The organism is Shinella sp. JR1-6 (assembly GCF_004284735.1).
Classification (GTDB): domain Bacteria; phylum Pseudomonadota; class Alphaproteobacteria; order Rhizobiales; family Rhizobiaceae; genus Shinella.
In genome coordinates this window covers 121965-143727 of the sequence record NZ_SHMI01000005.1, presented here as the reverse complement: position 1 = coordinate 143727, position 21763 = coordinate 121965, and the positions used below count along the sequence as shown (strand labels likewise).

The following is a 21763-nucleotide window of genomic DNA, read 5'->3' as shown; positions in this document are numbered from 1 at the left end:
TTTGTCGCAAAAGAATAACAAAAGGCCCGGCGCCAAGGGCAGCCGGGCCTTAAACCTTGCGAATACCGATCGATCAGAGGTCGATGTCGAGGATCGCCATGGAGAAGTTGTAGGACAGTTCGCCGTCCTCGTCGTCGCGGAAGATGACGCCCAGGAACTCGTCGCCGAGATAGACTTCCGCAGACTCATCCTTGCGCGGACGGGCCTTGATGACAATCTCCTTGTTGAGATTGCGCTTGAAGTAGGCCTCGAGTTTCCTGATTTCTTCCGGCTTCACGATCTGTCTCCGTATCGGTTGATTTGCCGCGCTTCTCGCACCTGCCTCCGGCCCTGTAAACCCTCGAATTCCCAGAGAAAGCGACTTTTCCCGCTTTGGAGCCCTTCGCGCAACGCCGGGTGCAGAACTGCGTTACGCCTTCGCTGGCATTGCTAGAGATCGTAGTCGAAGGCCGCCAGGAGCTGGTCCATGGCACGCGACGGCTCGTTGCAGCCCGCCTCGCCGATCACCTTGGCCGGCACGCCGGCAACGGTCGATTTCGGTGGAACGGGCTTGAGCACGACGGAGCCAGCAGCAATGCGCGAGCAATGACCGACATGGATGTTGCCAAGGATCTTGGCCCCCGCGCCGATCATCACGCCGTCGCCGATCTTCGGATGACGGTCACCCCCCTCCTTGCCGGTGCCGCCGAGCGTGACATTGTGGAGGATCGAGACATTGTCGCCGATGACGGCCGTCTCGCCGACGACGAGGCCCGTCGCATGGTCGAGAAAGAAGCCCTTGCCGATGCGCGCAGCCGGATTGATGTCCGTCTGGAAAACGCTGGAGGAGCGGCTTTGCAGGTAGAGCGAGAGGTCGCGCCGGCCCTTCGTGTACAGCCAGTTCGCCAGACGGTGGGTCTGGATGGCGTGGAATCCCTTGAAATAGAGCACGGCATCGAGGAAGCGCAGGCAGGCAGGGTCACGGTCATAGACGGCCTGGATATCGACGCGCAGGATTCCGCCCCATTCCGGCCAGTCTTCCAGCATCTCGTCGAAAATCTGGTGCAGGAGGTTGGCCTGCAGGTCCGGATGGTCGAGCCGCTCGCAGACGCGGTGGATCACGCTTTCCTCGAGCGAACGCTGGTTCAGCACCGTCGAATAGAGGAAGGCCGCCAGCAGCGGCTCGGCCTGGGCGGCGACGCGGGCTTCCTCGCGCAGGCTGTCCCAGATCGGATCCATGGCCTTGAGCTTCTCGCCGGCCCTGAGTTCGTTCATCGCGACCATTGCCGCACTCCTTGTCGTCTGTCCCACGCAATATAGAGCAAATGGTGCCGGCGCGAAATGGCTGGCGCCCATCGTCGTAAACGGCCGCTCAGCGACCGCCGATCTCCGCATAGAATTCCAGAACAGCATGCTTGAAGACCTTGTCGCCGACAGCCAGCATGTGGTCGCGACCGGGAATGTCGAGCGCCCTTGCGTCCGGCATCAGGTCGGCGAGCGGCTGTGGCGCCCCGGCGATATCGTCCTTCGTGCCGACACCGATCAGCGCGGGCATGTCGATGCGCGCCATGTCGGCTTCCGTCAGGAGATCGCGCGAGGTCATGATGCAGGCGGCAAGCGCCTGCCGGTCGGATTTCGTCTGGTCGGCAAAGGCCCTGAACATGCGGCCGCGATCGTGCGTCACCACGTCGAGCGAGGGCGCCAGCAGCGCATCGGCAATGGGGTCCCAGTCGCCGACACCCTCCACCATGCCGATGCCGAGCCCGCCGAAGACGACGGAGCGCACGCGGTGCGGATGGGCGAGTGCCAGGAAGGCAGTGATGCGCGCGCCCATGGAGTAGCCGAACACATGGGCTTCGGGGATCGCCAGATGATCGAGCAGCGCGGCCGCATCGCCGGCCATCAGCGGCGGCGTGTAGAGCGTGGGATCATGCGGCTTGGCGCTCTTGCCGTGGCCGCGGTTGTCGAGCGCGATGACGCGGTAGCCGGCATCGCCCAGCGTCTTCAGCCAGCCGGGAAACACCCAGTTGACATTGGCGCTGGAGGCAAAGCCATGGATCAGCAGCACCGGTGGGCCCGATGGGTCGCCCTCGTCGAAGAAGGCGAGCTCCAGGCCGTCATGGGTGAAACGGGAAAAGGGCGGGGGATCAAGGTTCATCGCGGGCCGTCTTTCGTTTGCATGCCCTGCTCTTACTGCCCTTTGCCCGCGGAGAAAACGGCAGGCATGCGGAAATCTCCCGGGGCGCGGCGGTTTTGCATCTACACATTTGCCGTGAAGGCGACTATGGTCCGCGCCAGAAAGACGGCATTTCAGGAGCATTGACATGGCTGGCCACAGCATTCCCCATTTCCAGAACGACGGCGGCCATGGCTCGATCGAGATCGGCGTGAAGGAGTTCATGTGCGTCGGCGCCTCGGTGCCCTATGACCACCCGCATGTCTTCCTCGACATGGGCGACGACAACGAGAAGGTCTGCCCCTACTGCTCGACGCTCTACCGCTACAACCCGGCACTCAAAGCCAGCCAGACCGATCCGGCCGGCTGCATCTTCACCAACCAGGTCGCGGCGTGACGGCCGGAAGGCCGCCGCAGAGATGCCCTCCGGAAAATCCGCATGCATCGTCGGGGCCGGCATTGCCGGCCTGACGGCAGCTCTTGCGCTCGCCCGCAAGGGCATTGCCGTGCATGTCCTGGAACAGGCGCCCGCACTCGAAGAAGTCGGCGCCGGCCTGCAGCTTTCGCCCAACGCCTCGCGCATCCTTGCCGATCTCGGCCTCCTCGATGCCCTTGCCGCGCGCTGGAGCGAACCGGACCATATCCTCCTGTCCTCGGGCCATATGCTTGCCCCCCTCGCCTCCGTCCCGGCCGGTGCCGCTGCACGCAAGCGCTGGGGTGCGCCCTATGGCGTACTGCATCGCGCCTCGCTGCAGGCCGTACTGGCAGATGCCGTCAGCCGGGAACCGCTCTGCACGCTGACGACCGGCCGGCGAATCGATACCGCCGAGGACGCTTTGGCCATCGCACCGGCCGACGTGGTCATCGCCGCCGACGGTGTCTGGTCGGCGCTGCGAAAGGCAGTGCCAGGCGCCCTGCCGGCGCGGTATTCGGGGACAATCGCCTGGCGTTTTCTGGTGCCCTATGGCGCCGCGCCGCCCTTCCTCAATCCGCGCACGGTGACAGCCTTTCTCGGCCCGCAGGCCCACCTGGTCGCCTATCCGCTGGCCGAGGCACAGGCGTTCAATGTCGTTGCCCTTCACGCGGATGGGCAGACACCGGCCGCCGGCTGGTCCCGCACGGGCGATGCCGCCGCCCGCACCCGCCTGCTCGATGCCTTCTCACGCTGGCACGCCGATATCCGCCAGATGCTCGCAGAAGCGCGCGGTCCGCTGATGTGGCCGCTTTTCGAATGCCCCGACGGGGCCTGGACCGATGGACGCAAGCTCGCGCTCATCGGCGATGCCGCCCATGCCATGACGCCTTTTGCCGCCCAGGGCGCAGCGATGGCGATCGAGGATGCGGCGCTCTTGGCAAACCGTCTCGCCCGAACATCCGACACGGCACAGGCGCTCCGGCAGTTCGAGGCGACCCGCCGCGAGCGGGTCGCCAGTGTGCGCCGCCGCGGCGCCTTCAATCGATTCGCCTACCACGCCCGCGGCCCGATCGCGCTCGGCCGCAATCTCGTCCTGTCGCTGCGCGGGCCCGAAAGCCTCGCCGCCGATCTCGACTGGCTTTACGGCTACCGCACACCGGAGTGAACGGGCGCCGGAAATCTCCCGCTTCTCCTACAGAGCGGAAATGACCGCGCGTGGGCAAAGAGGGCGCCAGCGCGCCCTCCCCAAGAGCTGTCAGACAGCCCGCGCCGCCGCCAGGCCACGCTCGATGTCGGCCTTGATGTCCTTCACGTCCTCAAGCCCGATCTGGAGGCGAAGCACCGGACCTTCCTCCGGCCCCTTGGCGACGCGACGATCGCCGAGATTGACGTGCACCGCGAGGCACTCGAAGCCGCCCCAGGAATAGCCAAGGCCGAAAATGCCGAGCGCATCGAGGAAGGCATGGGCCTTCGCCTTGTAGCGCTCCGGCGAACCGCCGTTGAGGACGATGGAGAAGATGCCGCTTGCGCCCTTGAAGTCGCGCTTCCAGAGGTCATGGCCGGGGAAGCTCGGCAGAGCCGGGTGCAATACGCGGGAAACGTCGTCGACACCCTCCAGCCAGCGCGCCAGCTCGAGCGCACTTTCCTGGTGCCGCTCCAGCCGTACGCCCATGGTGCGCAGCCCGCGCAGCACCTGGTAGGCATCGTCGGGCGAGGCGCAGGTGCCGAGCGTGATCTGAGTCTCGTGCAGCTGTTCCCAATGGGCCGCATTGGCCGAGACCGTGCCGAACAGCACATCCGAATGGCCGGCCGGATATTTCGTCGCCGCATGGATGGAGATGTCGACGCCGAAATCCAGCGGGCGGAAATAAAGCGGTGTCGCCCAGGTGTTGTCCATGCTGACCACGGCGCCGTGCTTGTGCGCGACGGCAGCGATCGCCGGGATGTCCTGCATCTCGAAGGTGTTGGAGCCGGGCGCCTCCGTATGCACCAGCCTTGTGTTCGGCCGGATCAGCGCCGCGATGCCGGCACCGATGGCCGGGTCGTAGTATTCGACCGTAACGCCGAGGCGCTTCAGCATGGTGTCGCAGAAATGGCGGGTCGGATGGTAGACCGAATCGACGATGAGCGCATGGTCGCCTGCCGACAGGAAAGCGAGGAACGGCACGGTGACGGCGGCAAGACCCGAGGGCACGAGGATGGTGCCGGCCGAGCCTTCCAGCTCGTCGATCGCCGCGCAAAGCGCGTCCGTCGTCGGCGTGCCGCGCGTGCCGTAGGTGTATTTCTGCGCCCGGCTTTCCATGGTCGCCGCATCGGGAAAGAGCACGGTAGAGGCGTGAACGACGGGCGGATTGACGAAACCGTGGTAGTCCGCCGGGTCGTTTCCGGCATGGGCAAGGCGGGTGTTCACGCCGGCGCCGGCGAGGATTTCGTCTCTGTTTTTCATGATCGATCCGAGGAAGGCAGGAGGGAATTTGAGGCGCCGACTTTTGGACAGGCGCGGCGACAGGTCAACCCCATGCGACAGCGTGGACGCAGCTTCCAAAGCGCTTCAAGTGGGAAAGACGCGAATTTTTTGAGCGGTTTTCTGCACAAATCCACGATTTTTCGCCCAAAACCACAGCAATCGCCGACAAATTTAGGTTACCGGCCGGAAAATGGCGGCGCTCACTTGACCCTGTGAAATTTTGAGCATGAGATAAGCAACCTCGCGCCGGGAGGGTGGCGAGTTCCATGGGCGCGCCCGTCAAAGGGTGCGGGGCCTGCGGACAAAACAAAGACAACAGAAAAAGGTTGTGAAAAAATGGCAAAAAAAATCGTGACGGCGCTCGTTGGCGCTGCCGTACTGGGGCTTGGCGCGACGGCAGCACAGGCAGACACGCTCTCTGACGTGAAGGCCAAGGGCTTCGTGCAGTGCGGCGTGAACGGTTCGAACCTCGCCGGTTTCGGCGCGCAGGATTCGTCGGGCAACTGGGCTGGCCTCGACGTCGATCTCTGCAAGGCCGTGGCCGCAGCCGTCTTCGGCGATGCCACCAAGGTGAAATTCACCCCGCTCTCGGCCAAGGACCGCTTCCCAGCCCTGCAGTCGGGCGAAATCGATCTTCTTGCCCGCAACACCACCTGGAGCGTCAGCCGCGATTCGCAGCTCGGCTTCGATTTCCGCGCCGTGAACTACTATGACGGCCAGGGCTTCATGGTGAAGAAGGAACTCGGCGTGAAGTCCGCGCTGGAACTGTCCGGTGCCTCCGTCTGCGTCCAGTCCGGCACGACGACGGAACTGAACCTTGCCGACTACTTCCGCTCCAACAACATGGACTTCAAGCCGGTCGTCTTCGAAGCGCAGGACGAAGCGGACGCCGCCTACAATGCCGGCCGTTGCGACGCTTATACGACCGACGCCTCGGGCCTCTACTCCATCCGCCTGAAGATGGCCAATCCGGACGACCACATGGTTCTGCCGGAAATCATCTCCAAGGAGCCGCTCGGCCCGGCCGTTCGCCAGAACGATTCGAAGTGGTTCGACATCGTGACCTGGTCGCATTATGCGATGGTGGCTGCCGAAGAGTTCGGCATCACGACGGCCAATGTCGAGGAGATGAAGAAGTCCGCCAACCCGGACATCAAGCGCTTCCTCGGCGAAGAGGCTGATTCGACGATCGGCGCCGACCTCGGTCTGCCGAAGGACTGGGCCGTGCAGATCATCAAGGCCGTCGGCAACTACGGTGAATCCTTCGAGCGCAATGTCGGCGAAGGTTCCCCGCTCAAGATCGCCCGCGGCCTGAATGCGCTGTGGACGAAGGGCGGCCTGCAGTACGCACCGCCGGTCCGCTAAGCGGTTCGCGCACACTCCTTCCGGGAGGGCAGATAGCTGCCCTCCCCTTTAAACAGAACGCCCGGAAAACAGGGCGAACCAACGTCAGGGGAAATGCATGGCTCTTGCGGATGCCCGAACAGGGTCCGGCGAACCGCCGAAGGTATCTCTTCTCTACAATCCGGCACTGAGAAGCATCGTCTATCAGGTCGTCACGCTCGTCGTGATCATCTCGGCCGTCTGGTACGCGTGGAACAACGTCGTCCAGAACCTCGCGCGTGCCAACATGACGGCCGGATTCGGCTTTCTGAACAGCCGCGCCGGCTTCGACCTCGCGCAGACATTGATCGCCTATTCGAGCGACTCGACCTATTTCCGGGCGCTCCAGGTCGGTCTCATCAACACGCTCGTCGTCGCCGTAGCCGGCATTATCACCGCGACGATCGTCGGCCTGCTCGTCGGTATCGGGCGGCTGTCGCACAACTGGCTGATCGCCCGGCTCTGCACGGTCTATGTGGAAATCTTCCGCAACATTCCGCCGTTGCTCGTCATCTTCTTCTGGTATCTCGGCGTTCTCGCCCTGCTGCCGTCGATCCGCACCATCTTCCAGCATCTCAAGGAGGATCCGGACGCCGTCTTCTTCATCTCGAACCGCGGCATCTACATGCCGGCGCCGGTCTTCGGCGAGGGCTTCGGGGTCGTGGCATCCGCCTTTGTGATCGGCGTTCTTGCCGCCATCGCCTTTACCGTCTGGGCCAATGCGCGCCAGCGTGCCACGGGCCAGCGCCCACCGGTGCTGTGGGTCAATCTCGGCCTGATCGTGCTCTTTCCCTTCCTCGTCTTCCTCGTCATGGGCAGCCCCGTGACGCTCGACTACGCGGTGCCGGGCTCCTTCAACATGAAGGGCGGCATGGTCATCGGGCCGGAATTCCTGGCACTCTACCTCGCGCTGTCGCTCTACACGGCCTCGTTCATCGCCGAGATCGTGCGCGCCGGCATCCGCGGCGTGTCCAAGGGCCAGTCGGAAGCCTCCTATGCGCTGGGGCTACGCCCCGGCCAGGCGACCCGCCTCGTCGTGCTGCCGCAGGCGCTCAGGATCATCATTCCGCCGCTCACCTCGCAGTATCTCAACCTCATCAAGAACTCCTCGCTCGCGGTCGCCGTCGGTTATGCCGACCTCGTCGCGGTCGGCGGCACCATCCTCAACCAGTCCGGCAAGTCGATCGAGATCATCTCGATCTGGATGCTGATCTATGTCTCGATCAGCCTCATAACCTCGCTGTTCATGAACTGGTTCAACGCCAAGATGGCCCTGGTGGAGCGCTGAGATGGCTGAAAGCATTACCTATGTCCGCGACCGGTTCCTCGAAGCGGAAAAGCCGCCGTCCTCCGACCGTTCGGTCTTCGCCTGGATCCATCGCAACCTCTTTGCGTCCGTCACCGACGGTGCAATGACCATTGTCGCCATCCTGGCGATCGTCTGGTACCTGCCGGCAGCCCTCAACTGGCTGTTCGTCTCCGCCGTGTGGACCGGGACCGACCGCATGGCGTGCCTCACCACCGAGCAGGGCGGCCAGCTTCCCGCCGGCTGGAGCGGCGCATGCTGGGCCTATGTGAACGACCGCTTCGTGCAGTTCATGTTCGGCTCCTATCCACGCGACCAGCTGTGGCGCCCGCTGCTCGTCGTCGTCATGTTCGTCGGCCTGCTCATCCCGTTCCTGATGCCGAAGGCGCCGCGCAAGGGGCTGAACGCGCTCCTGCTGCTCGTCGTCTTCCCGGTCGTCTCCTTCTTCCTGCTGCTTGGCGGCTCGTTCGGTCTGCGCCATGTGGAGACCTCGCTGTGGGGCGGATTGATGGTGACGCTCATCATCTCCTTCGTCGGCATCGTCGTGTCGCTGCCCGCCGGTATCCTGCTGGCGCTCGGCCGCCGCTCGACCATGCCGATCCTGAAGACGGTCTGCATCGCCTTCATCGAACTGATCCGCGGCGTGCCGCTGATCACCGTTCTCTTCATGGCCAGCGTGCTCCTGCCGCTGTTCCTCGAGCCAGGCAACAATATCGACAAGTTCCTGCGCGCGCTGATCGGTGTGTCGATCTTCGCATCCGCCTATATGGCGGAGGTTATTCGCGGTGGTCTTCAAGCCATTCCGAAAGGACAATATGAAGCGGCCGACGCTCTTGGTCTAAACTACTTCCACAAAATGACCTTCGTCGTGCTTCCGCAGGCCATCAAACTCGTGATCCCCGGTATCGTGAACACCTTCATCGGCATGTTCAAGGATACCTCCCTCGTCACGATCATTTCGATGTATGACCTGCTCGGCATCGTGAAGGCGAGTTTTGGGGATTCGGGCTGGATCACGCCGGTCACACCGTTGACAGGCCTGATCTTCGCCGGCTTCGTGTTCTGGATTTTCTGCTTCGGCATGTCGCGCTATTCGGCCTTCGTGGAACGCCGGCTCGACACGAACCACAAGAGATAACTGAGAGGAAACAACAACAATGGCAAACCAGGCCCAGGCGCAACAGATGACGGTCTCCGCGACGGACGTCGCCGTCGAGATCGTCAACATGAACAAGTGGTACGGCGATTTCCACGTGCTGCGGGACATCAATCTCAAAGTCATGAAGGGCGAACGCATCGTCATCGCCGGCCCGTCGGGCTCCGGCAAGTCGACGATGATCCGCTGCATCAACCGCCTGGAAGAGCATCAGAAGGGTCAGATCGTCGTCGATGGCATCGAGCTCACCAACGATCTGAAAAAGATCGACGAGGTGCGCCGCGAGGTCGGCATGGTGTTCCAGCACTTCAACCTCTTCCCGCATCTGACGATCCTCGAAAACTGCACGCTCGCCCCGATCTGGGTGCGCAAGATGCCGAAGAAGGAAGCCGAGGAAGTGGCGATGCACTACCTCAAGCGCGTCAAGATTCCGGAACAGGCGAACAAGTATCCCGGCCAGCTCTCCGGCGGCCAGCAGCAGCGCGTGGCGATCGCCCGTTCGCTGTGCATGAAGCCGAAGATCATGCTGTTCGACGAGCCGACGTCGGCGCTCGATCCGGAAATGGTCAAGGAAGTGCTCGACACCATGGTGTCGCTGGCCGAGGAAGGCATGACCATGCTGTGCGTGACGCACGAAATGGGCTTTGCCCGTCAGGTCGCCAACCGGGTGATCTTCATGGACCAGGGCCAGATCGTCGAGCAGAACTCGCCGGCCGAGTTCTTCGACAACCCGCAGCACGAGCGCACCAGGCTCTTCCTGAGCCAGATCCTGCACTAGCGGCAGCCAAGGTCCCGTAGCACAGTGCAAGGCCGGAGCATCCCCGCGAGATGCTTCGGCCTTTTGCATTATATTCCACTTCGTTCACAGACAGCACACGACGCAGGTCCGGCCCTTGGGCGCATACCGGCCGCTGTCTTGGCAAGAATTTCCCCGGGGACAAAGGCAACAATTCGCATGGGAGCCGTGATGGCGATCTTCATTCGGCAAGCACGAACAGGGGACAGAGCTATCCTCGGCGCCCTCAAGCTACGGGCGTCGTTGGCGTGGGGAGACCATATTGAACAACTGAAAGCCCTGCCCGAGGCAAGCGAGGTCCCGGTCGCGCATCTGCCGCATGTCATTGTCGCAGAGCTTGGGGGTGAGCTCGTCGGCTTCGCGACGGTCCTTCCCGGCAGGAATGCTGTTCAGGCCGAACTGGAAGACCTCTTCGTTGCGCCCGAAGCATGGCGAAGAGGGGTAGGTAGCACGCTCCTTGTCCACGCTGAGCGTCAAGCCGCAACACTCGGAGCCAGAACACTGCATGTCGTGGCAGGCGAACGCGCACGCCCATTCTACGAAGCGTCAGGATACCGCTTTACAACGATGGTCGCGACGGAGTTTGCATCCGCAGTCGGATTAAAGAAGGACCTGATCTGAAAGGTTGTGCCGCCACTCGCCAAGCCGAAACATCGGTAGGCTTTTACACGGTTCCAAGAATACTATCTTGCCTTCCGGAAATCCGCAGCGAGCAGCTAAAACGGCAAGCGATTGGTCGCCATTGGCGGAAGAGGTGGGATTCGAACCCACGGTACGGTCTCCCGCACGCCGGTTTTCAAGACCGGTTCCTTAAACCACTCGGACACTCTTCCCCTGTCTGAAGGCCAAAGCCTGCCGGCTTTGGAGCGATGTGCAACCGGTCTCCGCCGGCCCCATCCTTCAGGCGATGCCGGCTTTGTAGCAGCTTTGGCTGCATCGTCAACGTGCGAGGGCCGACTAGCGGCAGACTTCGTCGCCAACATCTTGTTTTGAACACAATGCCCTCCTATATAGCCGTCATCGGCATTGCTGATGAGCGCTGGAAAGCTTCTGCCGCTCGCAATGGCCGCATCACCTGATGCCCTTGACCACGGATGTACTGGCATTGGTGAAAAGGTGATGATGAGGAAGGTCGGTGCGTTTTCGCCCCGGCCTTTTTTGTTTTCGGCCATCAGGCGCTCACGGGGCGCAGTCCCTGCCTGTGGTCGAAAAGCCTCGCCCGGCAAATGCCGCGTTATGCGGCCGGTGCAATATCTTATCAAATCGTTACCTGCCCACACTCTGCCACGATCTTCTCCATGAGATGACCTGCGGCCGGGAACCAATGCACCGGATTCGCCATTACCGTGCCAGTTAGAAGGAGTGCACAAATGAACAAGAAGCTTGGAACGATCCTTGCGCTGGGCCTTGCGCAAGCTTTCGCAACGACCGCTGGCGCGGCCGACATGGTGGCACGCGATCCCGCCCCGACCTATGTCGAGCGCGGGGGTGATCGCGACGGCGTGAAGATCGGCATGCTGACCTGCGACGTCGGCGGCGGCGTCGGTTATGTCATCGGCTCGGCCAAGAGCGTCGATTGCGTCTTCTCGTCCACCCGCGGCGAGCAGGACACCTATAGCGGCGTCATCCGCAAGATGGGCGTCGACCTCGGCTTCACCACGCAGGGCCGCATCGTCTGGGCGGTCTTCGCCCCGACGGCCGGCTACCACCAGGGCTCGCTCGGCGGCCTCTATCAGGGGGCGACAGCCGAAGCGACGCTTGGCTTCGGCGTCGGCACCAACGTGCTCATCGGCGGCACCTCCGGGTCGATCCACCTGCAGACGATCAGCGTCAGCGGCCAGATCGGTCTGAACCTTGCGGCCACCGGCACATCGGTGACCCTCACGCCGCAGGGCTGATACGGCAGAGACGGGCGGCTTCGGCCGCCCTTTTCTTTTGCCGCGCGCCGGCGTTCTGGTAGAGTTGCACGGGAGGAGTTTCACATGACCCGTATCGCCCTCGCCGCTTTCGCCGCACTTTTCCTTGCCGCCTGCACGACGGATGGCACCCGCGCGGTGGAGCCCATTCCGGGCAGCATCACCTATGGCGGCCAGCCGCGCACCAAACTCACCAAGGCGCCGATCGGCAGCACGTTCGAGCACACGTTCAACGATCGCTATGGCCGCCCCGTTGTGGAAACCTACCGCATCCAGCCGGATCGTTCGCTTCTCCTGATCCACCGCTACACGCGAATCGAGTATTTCTGAGGTGATGCAGGCCATGGAGACGACAATGCTGGAAAGCACCGACATCGAACTGGAAGACGAACGGCTGAGGCAGCTCGACATCCTCGCGCAGGAGCGGGCGATGACGCCCCCCGAACTGCTGTCGCACTATGCGTCCGGCTCCTTCGGCTTCCACGAGGCGGTACACACGGCATCCATCGTGCTCGACCTCGTCGACGACCAGCTTCTCCACCATCCCGCCATCGCCGGCAACGACGACTGGTTCCGCCTCGCCGCCCGGGCGAGTGAAGCGCTCTTCAACCTATACCAGTCGATGGGTGCGGCACAGCTTGCAACCCATGCCACGGACGAGGGCAAACGGCCGGAAGAGCTGAACGCCAGCAACGACGATTGACGGCGTTCCCGCCTTGCGCGACGGGGCCGACGGCCCTACCCTATCCTCTTGAATTCCCACGAATTAAGGATAGACGCGCTTGCCCCATGCGACACCGCTGATCGCAACCCTGGTTGCCGGTATCTGCCTCGCCTTCCTGGCGGGGCTGGTCGCACATCGCTTCCGCCTGCCGCCGATCGCCGGCTACCTTCTTGCCGGCGTCGTCATCGGCCCGTTCACGCCCGGTTTCGTCGCCGACCAGAAGCTGGCGAACGAGCTCGCGGAAATCGGCGTCATCCTGCTGATGTTCGGCGTCGGCCTGCATTTTTCGCTGAAGGATCTCCTCTCCGTGCGGGCCATCGCCATTCCCGGAGCGATCGGCCAGATCGTCGTGGCGACCCTCTTCGGCCTCCTGCTTGCACTGGCGATGGGCTGGTCTGCCGGCAGCGGCTTCGTCTTCGGCCTGTCGCTTTCCGTCGCCAGCACCGTGGTGCTGCTGCGCGCCCTGCAGGAGCGCCGCATGGTGGAGACGGAGCGGGGCCGGATCGCGGTCGGCTGGCTGATCGTCGAGGACCTCGTCATGGTGCTGACCCTCGTGCTGCTGCCGCCGCTCGCCGGCGTGCTGGGCGGCACGGCGCAGACGGCCGGTCGATCCGGAGCTGACGCGGGCGCTCGGCATCGGCGCGCTCTGGACGGCGGTGGGTGTGACGGCGCTCAAGGTCTCGGCCTTCATCGCGCTGATGCTCGTCGTCGGCCGCAAGGTCATCCCGATGATCCTGCACTACGTGGCGCATACGGGCTCGCGCGAGCTCTTCCGCCTGTCCGTGCTCGCCATCGCGCTCGGCGTCGCCTACGGCTCTGCGAAATTATTCGGCGTCTCCTTCGCCCTCGGCGCCTTCTTTGCCGGCATGGTGCTGGCGGAATCGCAGCTCAGCCAGCAGGCGGCGCGGGAAACGCTGCCGCTGCGCGATGCCTTTGCCGTACTCTTCTTCGTCTCCGTCGGCATGCTGTTCAACCCGGTCAACCTGATCGAGCGGCCGCTGGCGATCCTTGCCACCTTTATCACCATCGTCTTCATCAAGTCGGCCGCCGCCTATCTCATCGTCAAGGCCTTCGGTTATCCGCGCACCATCGCGCTGGTCATTGCCGCAAGCCTCGCCCAGATCGGCGAATTCTCCTTCATCCTCGTCGTGCTCGGGGTCGGGCTCGATCTCCTGCCGGCCGTAGCGCAAGATCTTGTCGTGGCCGGTGCGCTGTTCTCGATCCTGGTCAATCCGCTTCTCTTCATGGCCGTCGATCACTATGGCGCGAGGCTGGATGCTGCAGCAGCACAGGAGGCGGACGGCAGCACGGCCGCCGTGCCCCAGCCGGAAGAAGCGGCCGAGGACATTCCCGAACCGACGGCACTCATCGAGCATGCGATCGTCGTGGGCTACGGCCGGGTCGGCAAGCGTATCGTCGAGCGGCTGCGCGCCGCCGGCATGCCGGTACTGGTCATCGAGGAGCGGGCCGGCGTGGCAGAAGCCCTGCGGGAAAGCGGCATCGAGGCGATCGGCGAACCCGCAGGCGGGCGCGGCGTGCTCCTGCAGGCAAACATTGCCGGCGCACGCTGGTTCGTGACGGCGATACCGGATGCCTTTGCAGCCGGGACGCTGATCGAGCAGGCGCGCGCCGCCAATGGCGCAATCCGCATCGTGGCGCGGGCGGCATCCGGGGCGGAGGCCGATCACCTGCGCCAGTTCGGCGCCAACCATATCGTGATTGACAAGGAAGAGGTCGCCGCGGCCATGGCGGACCGCCTGCTTTCCGGGGAGGCTCGGCCGGCACGCGAGGAGGATGGCGTGCAGGGCGAACTCAACCTCACCGCACCGTCATCACTCTGACGGGCGCACGCTTTTACACAACACGGCCGCGCTACATGCCTTCGCGCAGCGCCTGCACGACGCGTTCGCGCCCGACCTTGATGACGTTCTCCATCGCCCGGCGCGCACCGTCCTCGTCCCGCTTGTCGATCTCCTCGACGATGCGGATGTGGCTGGTCGAGACATCGCCGATCTTGCCACGGTCAGCGGCAGGCGAGGAGAGCTTGAACGCGCCGACGAGACCTGCCTCGATGAGGCTGCCGAGCGTGCGCAGGAAGGGATTGCGCGAGGCCTCGAGCACGGAGAGGTGGAACTTCAGGTCGGCCATGGCCAGCGTTTCCGCCGTGTGTTCTGGATCCCCCATGGCGACGGCAAGGCGCATCATCTGGCTGATATCGGCCTCCGTCGCGTGGCGCGCCGCCAGCGCCGCCGCCTGCGGCTCGAAGGCGAGACGCACTTCGGACAGATGCAGCAGGAACGCCTCGTTGACGCCGACGGCGAAATACCAGGTGAGGATATCGCTGTCGAAGAGGTTCCACTGGGTGTTCGGCGTCACCCGCGTGCCGATTCGCGCGCGCGGCACGACGAGCCCCTTGGCGGCCAGCGTTTTCATCGCTTCGCGCAGCACCGTTCGGGAGACCTTGAAACGCGCGGCAAGCTCGGCATCGCCGGGCAAGGTCGCGCCGACGGGATAGTCGCCGGCAATGATTGCCCTGCCCAGTTCGTTGACAACCTGCGCGTGACTGGTACGCGTGTTCATCCCGCTGATGACGGTTTCTAACAAACCCCTGCGCAACGACGTCCCCTCCTCCGCCAAGGACCACCCATTTTGGTCCAAAGCCATTCGGCAGGTATAGAGCGCGCCGCCGATTCCGCAAAGGCCGTTCGCGTCATCGGCCCTTCACAAACGAAAAAGGCGCCCCGATGGGGCGCCTTCCGTGCTGGAATGGGTCAGCTTCAGCTTACTTCGGCAGCTGGTCGTCGACGCCGGCGATGTAGAAGTTCATGCCGAGCAGCGTGCCGTCGTCGGCAACAGCGCCATCGGCCAGCCAGTCCGAGCCGTCCTGCTTCTTGATCGGGCCGGTATAGGGGTGCAGTTCGCCTGCGCGGATCTTGGCTTCCGCCTCTTCCGCCAGCTTCTTCACGTCGTCCGGCATGTTGGTGTAGGGCGCCATGGTGAGGATGCCGTCCTTCAGGCCATCCCAGACTTGCTCCGACTTCCAGCTGCCGTCCAGAACCGCCTTGGTGCGCTTGATGTAATAAGCACCCCAGGTGTCGACGATGGCGGTGAGCTGGGTGTTCGGGCCGGCCGCGATCATGTCCGAGGCCTGGCCGAAGGCCTTGATGCCGCGCTCGGAGGCAACCTGCATCGGCGCGGTCGTGTCCGTGTGCTGGGTCAGGATGTCCACACCCTGGTCGATCAGCGCCTTGGCAGCGTCGGCTTCCTTGCCCGGGTCGAACCAGGTGTTTGCCCAGATGACCTTGACCTTGAAATCCGGGTTGATCGACTGTGCGCCGTGCACGAAGGCATTGATGCCCATGACAACTTCCGGGATCGGGAAGGAAGCGATGTAACCGGCAACGCCCTTCTGCGACATCTTCGCGGCGATCAGGCCCTGGATATAGCGGCCTTCATAGAAACGCGCATTGTAGGTCGCGACGTTCGGGGCGGACTTGAAGCCCGTCGCGTGTTCGAACTTCACGTCCGGAAACTTTGCGGCGACCTTGATCGTGGCGTCCATGAAGCCGAACGAGGTGGTGAAGACCAGCGCGCAGCCAGAACGGGCCATGCGCTCGATCGCACGCTCGGCATCCGGGCCTTCCGGCACGTTTTCGAGGAAGGGCGTCTCGATCTTGTCGCCGAATTCGGTCTGAAGTGCCTGGCGGCCGATATCGTGCGCCTGGGTCCAGCCGCCGTCGGTCTTGGAGCCGACATAGATGAAGCAGATTTTCGTCTTGTCCTGGGCGCTTGCGGCAGCGGCAAAGCCGAGAACGGCCGTCGAGGTTGCGAGAGCGAGAATGATTTTCTTCATTTTATCCTCTTTAGGTTATCAGGAGTGGTGTTCCCGTCTTCTTGTTCTTCGTCACCGGTCGGGCACGAACGGTTTTCCAAGCGAGGCAGGCGTGTTGATCAGCGTCATCCGCCGATTGTGCGATATCAGGATGAGGACGACAACCGTGGCGATGTAGGGAAGCGCCGACAGCAGCTGTGAGGGGATGCCAAGGCCGAGCGCCTGGGCATGCAGCTGGCTGATCGACACCGCGCCGAAGAGATAGCCGCCCGCCAGCAACCGCCAGGGGCGCCAGGAGGCGAAGACGACAAGCGCCAGCGCGATCCAGCCGCGGCCGGCGGACATGTTCTCGACCCATTGCGGCGTATAGACCAGCGAAAGCTGAGCACCGGCAAGCCCCGCGCAGGCGCCGCCGAACATCACCGCAAGATAGCGTGTGCGGATGACGTGAATGCCGAGGGCATGGGCCGAGGCGTGGCTGTCGCCGATCGCCCGCACCTTCAGGCCCGCGCGGCTGCGGAACAGGAACCAGTTGACGCCGAAGACGAGCGCGATCGACAGGTAGAAGATGATGTCCTGCTTGAAAAGCAGCGGGCCGAGGAAGGGAATGTCCGACAGCAGTGGGATGACGATCGGCTGGAGCTTGACGCCGGACATGCCGACATAGGGCTCGCCGATCTGGCCGGAAATGCCGAGGCCGAGAATGGTGAGTGCAAGGCCGGTCGCCACCTGGTTTGCGACGAGCGTCAGCGTCAGGAAGCCGAAAAGCAGCGAGAACAGCGCGCCGCAGGCAATGCCGGCAAGAACACCGATATAAGGCGATCCCGTCGACTGGGTCACGGCAAAAGCCAGCACCGCGCCCATGACCATCATGCCCTCGACACCGAGATTGAGCACACCGGCCCGCTCGCTGACGAGTTCACCGAGGGAGGCCAGCACCAGCGGCGTCGCCGCGGTGATGACGGTGAGAAGGATGGCTTCAATGATACCCATCAGTGCGCTCCGCCTTCGCTGGACGGACTGAACCGCGAGAAGACCAGCCGGATCTTGTATCGGATGAGCGTGTCGCAGGAGAGCACGAAGAACAGGAGCAGCCCCTGGAAGACGCGCGTCACCTTGTCGGAAACGCTGAGCGTCAGCTGTACCGCCTCGCCGCCCACATAAGTGAGCGCCAGGAACAGGCCAGCGGCGATGATGCCGAGCGGATTGAGGCGGCCGAGGAAGGCGACGATGATCGCGGTAAAGCCGTAGCCGGGCGAAATGATCGGCTGCAGCTTGCCGATGGTGCCGCTGACCTCGGAGATGCCGGCAAGACCGGCAAGCGCACCGGACAGTAGCATCGAGAACCAGATCATGCGCTTCGACGAAAAGCCGGCAAAGCGCCCAGCCCGCTCCGACTGGCCGAGAACGGTGATCTCGAAGCCCTTCAGCGTATAGCGCATCATGATCCACAGACCGACGGCGGCTATGATGGCGAAGGCGAAGCCCAGATTGGCCCTTCCCGACGCGATGAGTTCCGGCAGGATCGCTTCCGGCGCGAAATCCCGTGTGACAGGGAAGTTGTAGGCATCCGGGCTACGCCAGGGACCCCGCACCAGCCAGTCGAGGAAGAGCTGCGCGATATAGACCAGCATCAGGCTCGTCAGGATCTCGTTGGTGTTCATATGCGCCTTGAGGAAGGCGGGGATGGCGGCATAGAGCGCGCCACCGATCATGCCGCAGATCAACATCAGCGGCAGGACGAGCGGCGAATGCCAGTCGTGGAAGACAACGGGCACGATGGCGCCGGCAATCGCCCCCATGATGAACTGGCCCTCGGCGCCGATGTTCCAGTTGTTCGAGCGATAGCAGATCGAAAGGCCGGCGCCGATGAGGATCAGCGGCGCAGCCTTGATGGCGATCTCGTGCAGCGACCAGATGTCGAGCAGCGGCTCGATGAAAAAGCTGTAGAGCGCCGAGACCGGATCCTTGCCGATCAGCGCGAACATGATGCCGCCGGCGATCACCGTCAGGCCGAGGGCGAGGAACGGCGAGAGGATGGAGTAGAGCGTCGAGGGATTGGCGCGCTTTTCCAGTTCAATGCGCATGGGCCACCTCGCCTTCCGTCTTGCCGTACATACCGCCCATCAGGAGGCCGATCTTCTCGCGGGTGAGTTCATGCGCCGGATAGACGTCGGAAAGCCGCCCTTCGCTGATGACGGCGATCTCGGTTGCGACTTCGAAGATCTCGTCGAGGTCCTGGCTGACAACGAGCACCGCCGAGCCGGCTTTCGCGAGATCGACGAGCGCCTGGCGGATGCGGCTTGCCGCGCCCGCATCGACGCCCCAGGTCGGCTGGTTGACGATCAGCACGGCGGGCTGGCGGTCGAGCTCGCGCCCGACGATGTATTTCTGCAGGTTGCCGCCGGAGAGCGAGCCGGCCGCCGGATCCTCGCCGCTCTTGCGCACGTCCATCGTCTCGGAAATGCGCTTCGAGGCGATACGCACGACAGCATGGCGGATGACACCGAGCACGCCACCGGCAAGAAACGTCTTGCGATCCGACTGGTTGCGCGCCAGGACGAGATTGTCGGAAAGCGGCAGCGCCGGCACGGCGGCATGGCCGTGACGTTCCTCAGGGACGAAGCCGGCGCCCATCAGCCGGCGCGCCGTGATGCCGAGATTGCCGGCCGCCTTGCCGCGGATGGAAACGGCGGTGGCATCAAGCACCGGATATTCGCCCGAGAGCGCGTCAAACAGCTCGCCCTGGCCGTTGCCGGCAACGCCCGCGATCGCCAGAACCTCGCCGCCCCGCACCTTCAGACAGACATTCTTCAGCGCGACGGCAAAGGGCGTGCGCGCGGGAACGCTAAGGTGCCGGGCTTCGAGCAGCACGTCACCCTTCGTATTGGTGCCTGCCGCCGTCACCGAGGCGACATCGCTGCCAACCATCATGCGGGCCAGCGAGGCTGGCGTTTCCTGGCGCGGATCACAGGCGCCGGTCACCTTGCCGTGACGCAGTACCGTGGCGCGATCGCAGATGCGCTGCACCTCTTCGAGGCGGTGGCTGATATAGAGCACCGAACGGCCCTCGGCCTTCAGCTTGGCCAGCGTCTCGAACAGCCGGTCGGCCTCCTGCGGCGTCAGCACCGAGGTCGGCTCGTCGAGGATGATGAGTTCCGGGTTCTGCAGCAGCGCACGCACGATCTCGATGCGCTGGCGTTCGCCGACCGAAAGGTCCGCGACATGCGCCTTCGGATCGAGCGGCAGGCCGTAGAGATGGGAAAGGCGCGAGGCCTCTTCCGCCACCTTCGAAAGCGAGATGCCCGGGCTCAGCGACAGCGCGATGTTTTCCGCAACCGTCAACGCCTCGAAGAGCGAAAAGTGCTGGAAGACCATGCCGATGCCGAGCCGGCGGGCAGCACCCGGGCTCGGAATGCGCACGGGGTCGCCCTTCCACAGGATCTGCCCGTTGGTCGGCGCCAGAACGCCGAAGAGCATCTTGACGAGCGTGGACTTGCCGGCCCCGTTCTCGCCCAACAGGGCGTGGATTTCGCCCGGCTGGATGTCGAGATCGATGGCGTTACACGCGGCAAATGAACCAAACAGTTTGGTCAGGCTGCGGACAGCCAGCAACGGGCTGCCCCCGGACGCTCCAACGGCTGACACTCTTCCCCTCTTTCCTGCAAACCCATCCTGCCGCCCGTTCGGGTCGTGTCAGGGAATGAGCAACGTCGTTCCACTCGTTTTTCTTGCTTCCAGATCCGTGTGCGCGCGTCCCGCCTCGGCCAACGGATAAGTCTGATGAATATTGATACGCACTTTGTTGCTTTGCACAACATCAAAGAGCGAGTTTGCACATGCATCCAGCGCCTCGCGCGTGGCGATATAGGCAAAGAGCGTCGGGCGCGTGGCGTAGAGCGAGCCCTTCTGCGCAAGCAACCCCATGTTGAAAGCATCGACGGGGCCGGAGGAGTTGCCGAAGCTGACGAAGAGGCCACGCGGCTTCAGGCAGTCCAGCGACTTCGGGAATGTATCCTTGCCGACGGAATCGTAGACGACGTCGACGCCCGCCCCGCCCGTCAGTTCGCGCACCCGCGCGACGAAGTCTTCCTTGCCGTAATCGATGACATGGTCGTAACCGTTGGCGAGCGCGAGATCGATCTTCGCCTGAGAGCCCGCCGTGCCGATGACCGTCGCTCCGAGCGCCTTCGCCCATTGCCCGGCAATGAGCCCGACACCGCCAGCGGCGGCATGAAAGAGGATCACGCTGCCGGGCCTGACCTGATAGGTCTGGAGCAGCAGGTATTGCGCCGTCATGCCTTTCAGCATCATGGCCGCCGCCGTTTCCAGCGAGATGCCATCCGGCACCTTTACGAGATGTTTCGTCGCGACGTTGCGTTCGGCCGCATAGGCGCCGTCCGCCGACGCATAGGCAACGCGGTCGCCGATCGCAAAATCCGTGACGCCCTCGCCGAGCGCTGTGATCGTGCCCGCCCCTTCCTTGCCGGGAATGAACGGCGGCTCGGCCTTGTAGAGCCCCGTACGAAAATAGACATCGATGAAATTGAGGCCAACCGCGGCCTGCTTGATCTGCACCTCGCCCGGTCCCGGCGCGTCGAGCGCCACGTCTTCGAGCTTCAGTACTTCCGGTCCGCCGAGGCTGCGGACGACGATCGCCTTGGTCATCAGAAAATCTCCCTGATATGTCTACCGGCCGAGATTGGGAAAGACCTGCAGCACGGCGCCGACGACATAGAGATAGATCCCCGTCGCCACCACGCCCCAGACCACCCAGGCCGGCGTATCGAAGTGCAAGAGCAGCGCATATCCGCTGAGCAGCGCCCAGAGGAAGAAGACTGCGAGATTCAGCGCCCGCAGCCGCTGGACGCGCACCGGATGCAGGAAATTGATCGGCATGAAGGTGAGGAAGACGGAGACGAAGACGATGATCGACGCGGTCAGCTCACTCGCCTGGATGACGAAAAGCGTGAACACCACCATGTTCCAGACGACGGGAAAGCCGGAGAAGAAGTATTCGTCCGTCTTCATGCCCATATCGGCATAATAGATGGCGCTCGACACGACGATCGCTCCAGCCGCCACGAAAGACCATGGCTCGCCGATCATGCCGCTCTGGTAGAGCGCAAAGGCCGGCAAGAGCACGTAGGTCACGTAGTCGATGACGTTGTCCAGCGTGTCGCCGGACCAGTTTGGCAGCACTTCCTTGACACGCACCTTGCGGGCGATCGGCCCGTCGATGCCGTCGACGAGCAGCGCCAGGCCCAGCCACCAGAACATGTCGACAAAACGGTGCTCGGCCGCGGCCACCACCCCCAGAAAGGCGAGGAAGGAGCCGGATGCCGTCAGGATATGAACGGAAAAAGCACGAATCTCCGCGTAGGGTACGCGTTTGTAGTTGAAAAACTTCATAGCCCTTCGCAGTCCATTCCCTGGGGTTTTCGCCGGCGGTCCGCCGACATGCCCTCTTACGCGGTGTCACTGTCCGTAATATGCATTGATTGCCCTGTATCGCCAGTAGAAATCGGTCACCGATCACCCGACTTCACACCCTGCGCCGATTCATCCCATGGAAATTGCCTCTTTGCCGGCCTAGGGTCTGCCGCTAGAAGC

Annotated in this window: 21 protein-coding genes, 1 tRNA gene and 1 pseudogene; 11 read left to right on the top strand and 12 right to left on the bottom strand. The window is 63.5% G+C overall.

The window, feature by feature from the left end:
• Nucleotides 1-73 precede the first annotated feature (73 nt).
• The 3 genes from EXZ48_RS10600 to EXZ48_RS10590 form a co-directional block, all read right to left on the bottom strand.
• Complete coding sequence (locus tag EXZ48_RS10600; RefSeq protein ID WP_024271065.1) at nt 74-277, bottom strand: DUF3126 family protein; 204 nt, start codon at nt 275-277, stop codon at nt 74-76.
• A gap of 152 nt (nt 278-429) precedes the next feature.
• Nucleotides 430-1263, bottom strand: coding sequence for a serine O-acetyltransferase (gene cysE / locus EXZ48_RS10595; protein ID WP_050744023.1), 834 nt, complete (start codon nt 1261-1263; stop codon nt 430-432).
• Between the two features lie 88 nt (nt 1264-1351).
• Complete coding sequence (locus EXZ48_RS10590) at nt 1352-2137, bottom strand: alpha/beta fold hydrolase (RefSeq protein ID WP_130515841.1); 786 nt, start codon at nt 2135-2137, stop codon at nt 1352-1354.
• Nucleotides 2138-2303: 166 nt separating this feature from the next.
• On the opposite strand from EXZ48_RS10590, the gene EXZ48_RS10585 reads away from it, so the two are divergent.
• Together EXZ48_RS10585 and EXZ48_RS10580 are read left to right on the top strand one after the other, a co-directional pair.
• Entirely contained in the window at nt 2304-2552 is a 249-nt protein-coding gene (locus EXZ48_RS10585; RefSeq protein WP_023516619.1) for a zinc-finger domain-containing protein, read from the top strand.
• 22 nt (nt 2553-2574) lie between these two features.
• A complete protein-coding gene (locus EXZ48_RS10580; RefSeq protein ID WP_130515840.1) occupies nt 2575-3735 on the top strand; it encodes an FAD-dependent monooxygenase in 1161 nt (386 codons plus the stop codon).
• Between the two features lie 90 nt (nt 3736-3825).
• On the opposite strand, the gene EXZ48_RS10575 is transcribed toward EXZ48_RS10580, so the two are convergent.
• Nucleotides 3826-5016, bottom strand: coding sequence for a cystathionine beta-lyase (locus EXZ48_RS10575; RefSeq protein ID WP_130515838.1), 1191 nt, complete (start codon nt 5014-5016; stop codon nt 3826-3828).
• Between the two features lie 357 nt (nt 5017-5373).
• Between EXZ48_RS10575 and EXZ48_RS10570 the strand changes: the two genes are divergently transcribed.
• The 5 genes from EXZ48_RS10570 (at nt 5374) to EXZ48_RS10550 (ending at nt 10299) form a co-directional block, all read left to right on the top strand.
• The gene (locus EXZ48_RS10570) at nt 5374-6402 is read left to right on the top strand and encodes an amino acid ABC transporter substrate-binding protein (protein WP_023515490.1); all 1029 of its coding nucleotides are present in this window, start codon (nt 5374-5376) and stop codon (nt 6400-6402) included.
• Between the two features lie 97 nt (nt 6403-6499).
• A complete protein-coding gene (locus tag EXZ48_RS10565) occupies nt 6500-7708 on the top strand; it encodes an amino acid ABC transporter permease (protein ID WP_130515835.1) in 1209 nt (402 codons plus the stop codon).
• Between the two features lies 1 nt (nt 7709).
• Complete coding sequence (locus EXZ48_RS10560; RefSeq protein WP_050744026.1) at nt 7710-8864, top strand: amino acid ABC transporter permease; 1155 nt, start codon at nt 7710-7712, stop codon at nt 8862-8864.
• Nucleotides 8865-8883: 19 nt separating this feature from the next.
• Nucleotides 8884-9660, top strand: coding sequence for an amino acid ABC transporter ATP-binding protein (locus tag EXZ48_RS10555; protein WP_130515833.1), 777 nt, complete (start codon nt 8884-8886; stop codon nt 9658-9660).
• Nucleotides 9661-9849: 189 nt separating this feature from the next.
• Complete coding sequence (locus EXZ48_RS10550; RefSeq protein ID WP_165909327.1) at nt 9850-10299, top strand: GNAT family N-acetyltransferase; 450 nt, start codon at nt 9850-9852, stop codon at nt 10297-10299.
• A gap of 122 nt (nt 10300-10421) precedes the next feature.
• On the opposite strand, the gene EXZ48_RS10545 is transcribed toward EXZ48_RS10550, so the two are convergent.
• Nucleotides 10422-10511, bottom strand: a tRNA-Ser gene (locus EXZ48_RS10545).
• A gap of 537 nt (nt 10512-11048) precedes the next feature.
• Between EXZ48_RS10545 and EXZ48_RS10540 the strand changes: the two genes are divergently transcribed.
• The 4 genes and pseudogenes from EXZ48_RS10540 (at nt 11049) to ybaL (ending at nt 14159) form a co-directional block, all read left to right on the top strand.
• Complete coding sequence (locus EXZ48_RS10540) at nt 11049-11576, top strand: DUF992 domain-containing protein (RefSeq protein WP_023513433.1); 528 nt, start codon at nt 11049-11051, stop codon at nt 11574-11576.
• 84 nt (nt 11577-11660) lie between these two features.
• Nucleotides 11661-11924, top strand: a complete 264-nt coding sequence (locus EXZ48_RS10535; RefSeq protein WP_023513432.1) for a hypothetical protein — start codon at nt 11661-11663, stop codon at nt 11922-11924.
• A gap of 25 nt (nt 11925-11949) precedes the next feature.
• Complete coding sequence (locus EXZ48_RS10530) at nt 11950-12297, top strand: hypothetical protein (protein ID WP_130515829.1); 348 nt, start codon at nt 11950-11952, stop codon at nt 12295-12297.
• 79 nt (nt 12298-12376) lie between these two features.
• Nucleotides 12377-14159, top strand: a pseudogene (gene ybaL, locus EXZ48_RS10525) (YbaL family putative K(+) efflux transporter).
• Nucleotides 14160-14190: 31 nt separating this feature from the next.
• Here the strand turns inward: ybaL and EXZ48_RS10520 are convergent.
• The 7 genes from EXZ48_RS10520 to pcsA all read right to left on the bottom strand — a co-directional run bounded on the left by EXZ48_RS10520 (nt 14191) and on the right by pcsA (nt 21562).
• A complete protein-coding gene (locus EXZ48_RS10520; protein WP_367182441.1) occupies nt 14191-14898 on the bottom strand; it encodes a FadR/GntR family transcriptional regulator in 708 nt (235 codons plus the stop codon).
• 202 nt (nt 14899-15100) lie between these two features.
• Nucleotides 15101-16171 carry a BMP family ABC transporter substrate-binding protein gene (locus tag EXZ48_RS10515; RefSeq protein ID WP_023513428.1) on the bottom strand — a complete coding sequence of 357 codons (1071 nt, stop codon included), beginning with the start codon at nt 16169-16171 and terminating at the stop codon, nt 15101-15103.
• 51 nt (nt 16172-16222) lie between these two features.
• Nucleotides 16223-17143, bottom strand: coding sequence for an ABC transporter permease (locus EXZ48_RS10510; protein ID WP_050746776.1), 921 nt, complete (start codon nt 17141-17143; stop codon nt 16223-16225).
• The gene (locus EXZ48_RS10505) at nt 17143-18237 is read right to left on the bottom strand and encodes an ABC transporter permease (protein ID WP_023513426.1); all 1095 of its coding nucleotides are present in this window, start codon (nt 18235-18237) and stop codon (nt 17143-17145) included. The genes EXZ48_RS10510 and EXZ48_RS10505 overlap by 1 nt, the downstream gene beginning before the upstream one ends.
• Entirely contained in the window at nt 18227-19798 is a 1572-nt protein-coding gene (locus EXZ48_RS10500) for an ABC transporter ATP-binding protein (RefSeq protein ID WP_130515827.1), read from the bottom strand. Before EXZ48_RS10500 ends, EXZ48_RS10505 begins: the two co-directional genes overlap by 11 nt.
• A gap of 48 nt (nt 19799-19846) precedes the next feature.
• Nucleotides 19847-20818: a quinone oxidoreductase gene (locus EXZ48_RS10495; RefSeq protein WP_130515825.1), complete on the bottom strand. Its 972-nt coding sequence runs from the start codon at nt 20816-20818 to the stop codon at nt 19847-19849.
• Between the two features lie 21 nt (nt 20819-20839).
• Nucleotides 20840-21562, bottom strand: coding sequence for a phosphatidylcholine synthase (pcsA, locus tag EXZ48_RS10490; RefSeq protein WP_023513423.1), 723 nt, complete (start codon nt 21560-21562; stop codon nt 20840-20842).
• Nucleotides 21563-21763: the final 201 nt, after the last annotated feature.

Excerpts from the sequence above, each read along its gene's own strand:
- cysE (WP_050744023.1), bottom strand. The coding sequence starts at position 1,263 with ATGGTCGCGATGAACGAACTCAGGGCCGGCGAGAAGCTCAAGGCCATG.
- EXZ48_RS10590 (WP_130515841.1), bottom strand. The coding sequence starts at position 2,137 with ATGAACCTTGATCCCCCGCCCTTTTCCCGTTTCACCCATGACGGCCTG.
- EXZ48_RS10585 (WP_023516619.1), top strand. The coding sequence starts at position 2,304 with ATGGCTGGCCACAGCATTCCCCATTTCCAGAACGACGGCGGCCATGGC.
- EXZ48_RS10580 (WP_130515840.1), top strand. The coding sequence starts at position 2,575 with ATGCCCTCCGGAAAATCCGCATGCATCGTCGGGGCCGGCATTGCCGGC.
- EXZ48_RS10575 (WP_130515838.1), bottom strand. The coding sequence starts at position 5,016 with ATGAAAAACAGAGACGAAATCCTCGCCGGCGCCGGCGTGAACACCCGC.
- EXZ48_RS10570 (WP_023515490.1), top strand. The coding sequence starts at position 5,374 with ATGGCAAAAAAAATCGTGACGGCGCTCGTTGGCGCTGCCGTACTGGGG.
- EXZ48_RS10565 (WP_130515835.1), top strand. The coding sequence starts at position 6,500 with ATGGCTCTTGCGGATGCCCGAACAGGGTCCGGCGAACCGCCGAAGGTA.
- EXZ48_RS10560 (WP_050744026.1), top strand. The coding sequence starts at position 7,710 with ATGGCTGAAAGCATTACCTATGTCCGCGACCGGTTCCTCGAAGCGGAA.
- EXZ48_RS10555 (WP_130515833.1), top strand. The coding sequence starts at position 8,884 with ATGGCAAACCAGGCCCAGGCGCAACAGATGACGGTCTCCGCGACGGAC.
- EXZ48_RS10550 (WP_165909327.1), top strand. The coding sequence starts at position 9,850 with ATGGCGATCTTCATTCGGCAAGCACGAACAGGGGACAGAGCTATCCTC.
- EXZ48_RS10540 (WP_023513433.1), top strand. The coding sequence starts at position 11,049 with ATGAACAAGAAGCTTGGAACGATCCTTGCGCTGGGCCTTGCGCAAGCT.
- EXZ48_RS10535 (WP_023513432.1), top strand. The coding sequence starts at position 11,661 with ATGACCCGTATCGCCCTCGCCGCTTTCGCCGCACTTTTCCTTGCCGCC.
- EXZ48_RS10530 (WP_130515829.1), top strand. The coding sequence starts at position 11,950 with ATGCTGGAAAGCACCGACATCGAACTGGAAGACGAACGGCTGAGGCAG.
- EXZ48_RS10520 (WP_367182441.1), bottom strand. The coding sequence starts at position 14,898 with ATGAACACGCGTACCAGTCACGCGCAGGTTGTCAACGAACTGGGCAGG.
- EXZ48_RS10515 (WP_023513428.1), bottom strand. The coding sequence starts at position 16,171 with ATGAAGAAAATCATTCTCGCTCTCGCAACCTCGACGGCCGTTCTCGGC.
- EXZ48_RS10510 (WP_050746776.1), bottom strand. The coding sequence starts at position 17,143 with ATGGGTATCATTGAAGCCATCCTTCTCACCGTCATCACCGCGGCGACG.
- EXZ48_RS10505 (WP_023513426.1), bottom strand. The coding sequence starts at position 18,237 with ATGCGCATTGAACTGGAAAAGCGCGCCAATCCCTCGACGCTCTACTCC.
- EXZ48_RS10495 (WP_130515825.1), bottom strand. The coding sequence starts at position 20,818 with ATGACCAAGGCGATCGTCGTCCGCAGCCTCGGCGGACCGGAAGTACTG.
- pcsA (WP_023513423.1), bottom strand. The coding sequence starts at position 21,562 with ATGAAGTTTTTCAACTACAAACGCGTACCCTACGCGGAGATTCGTGCT.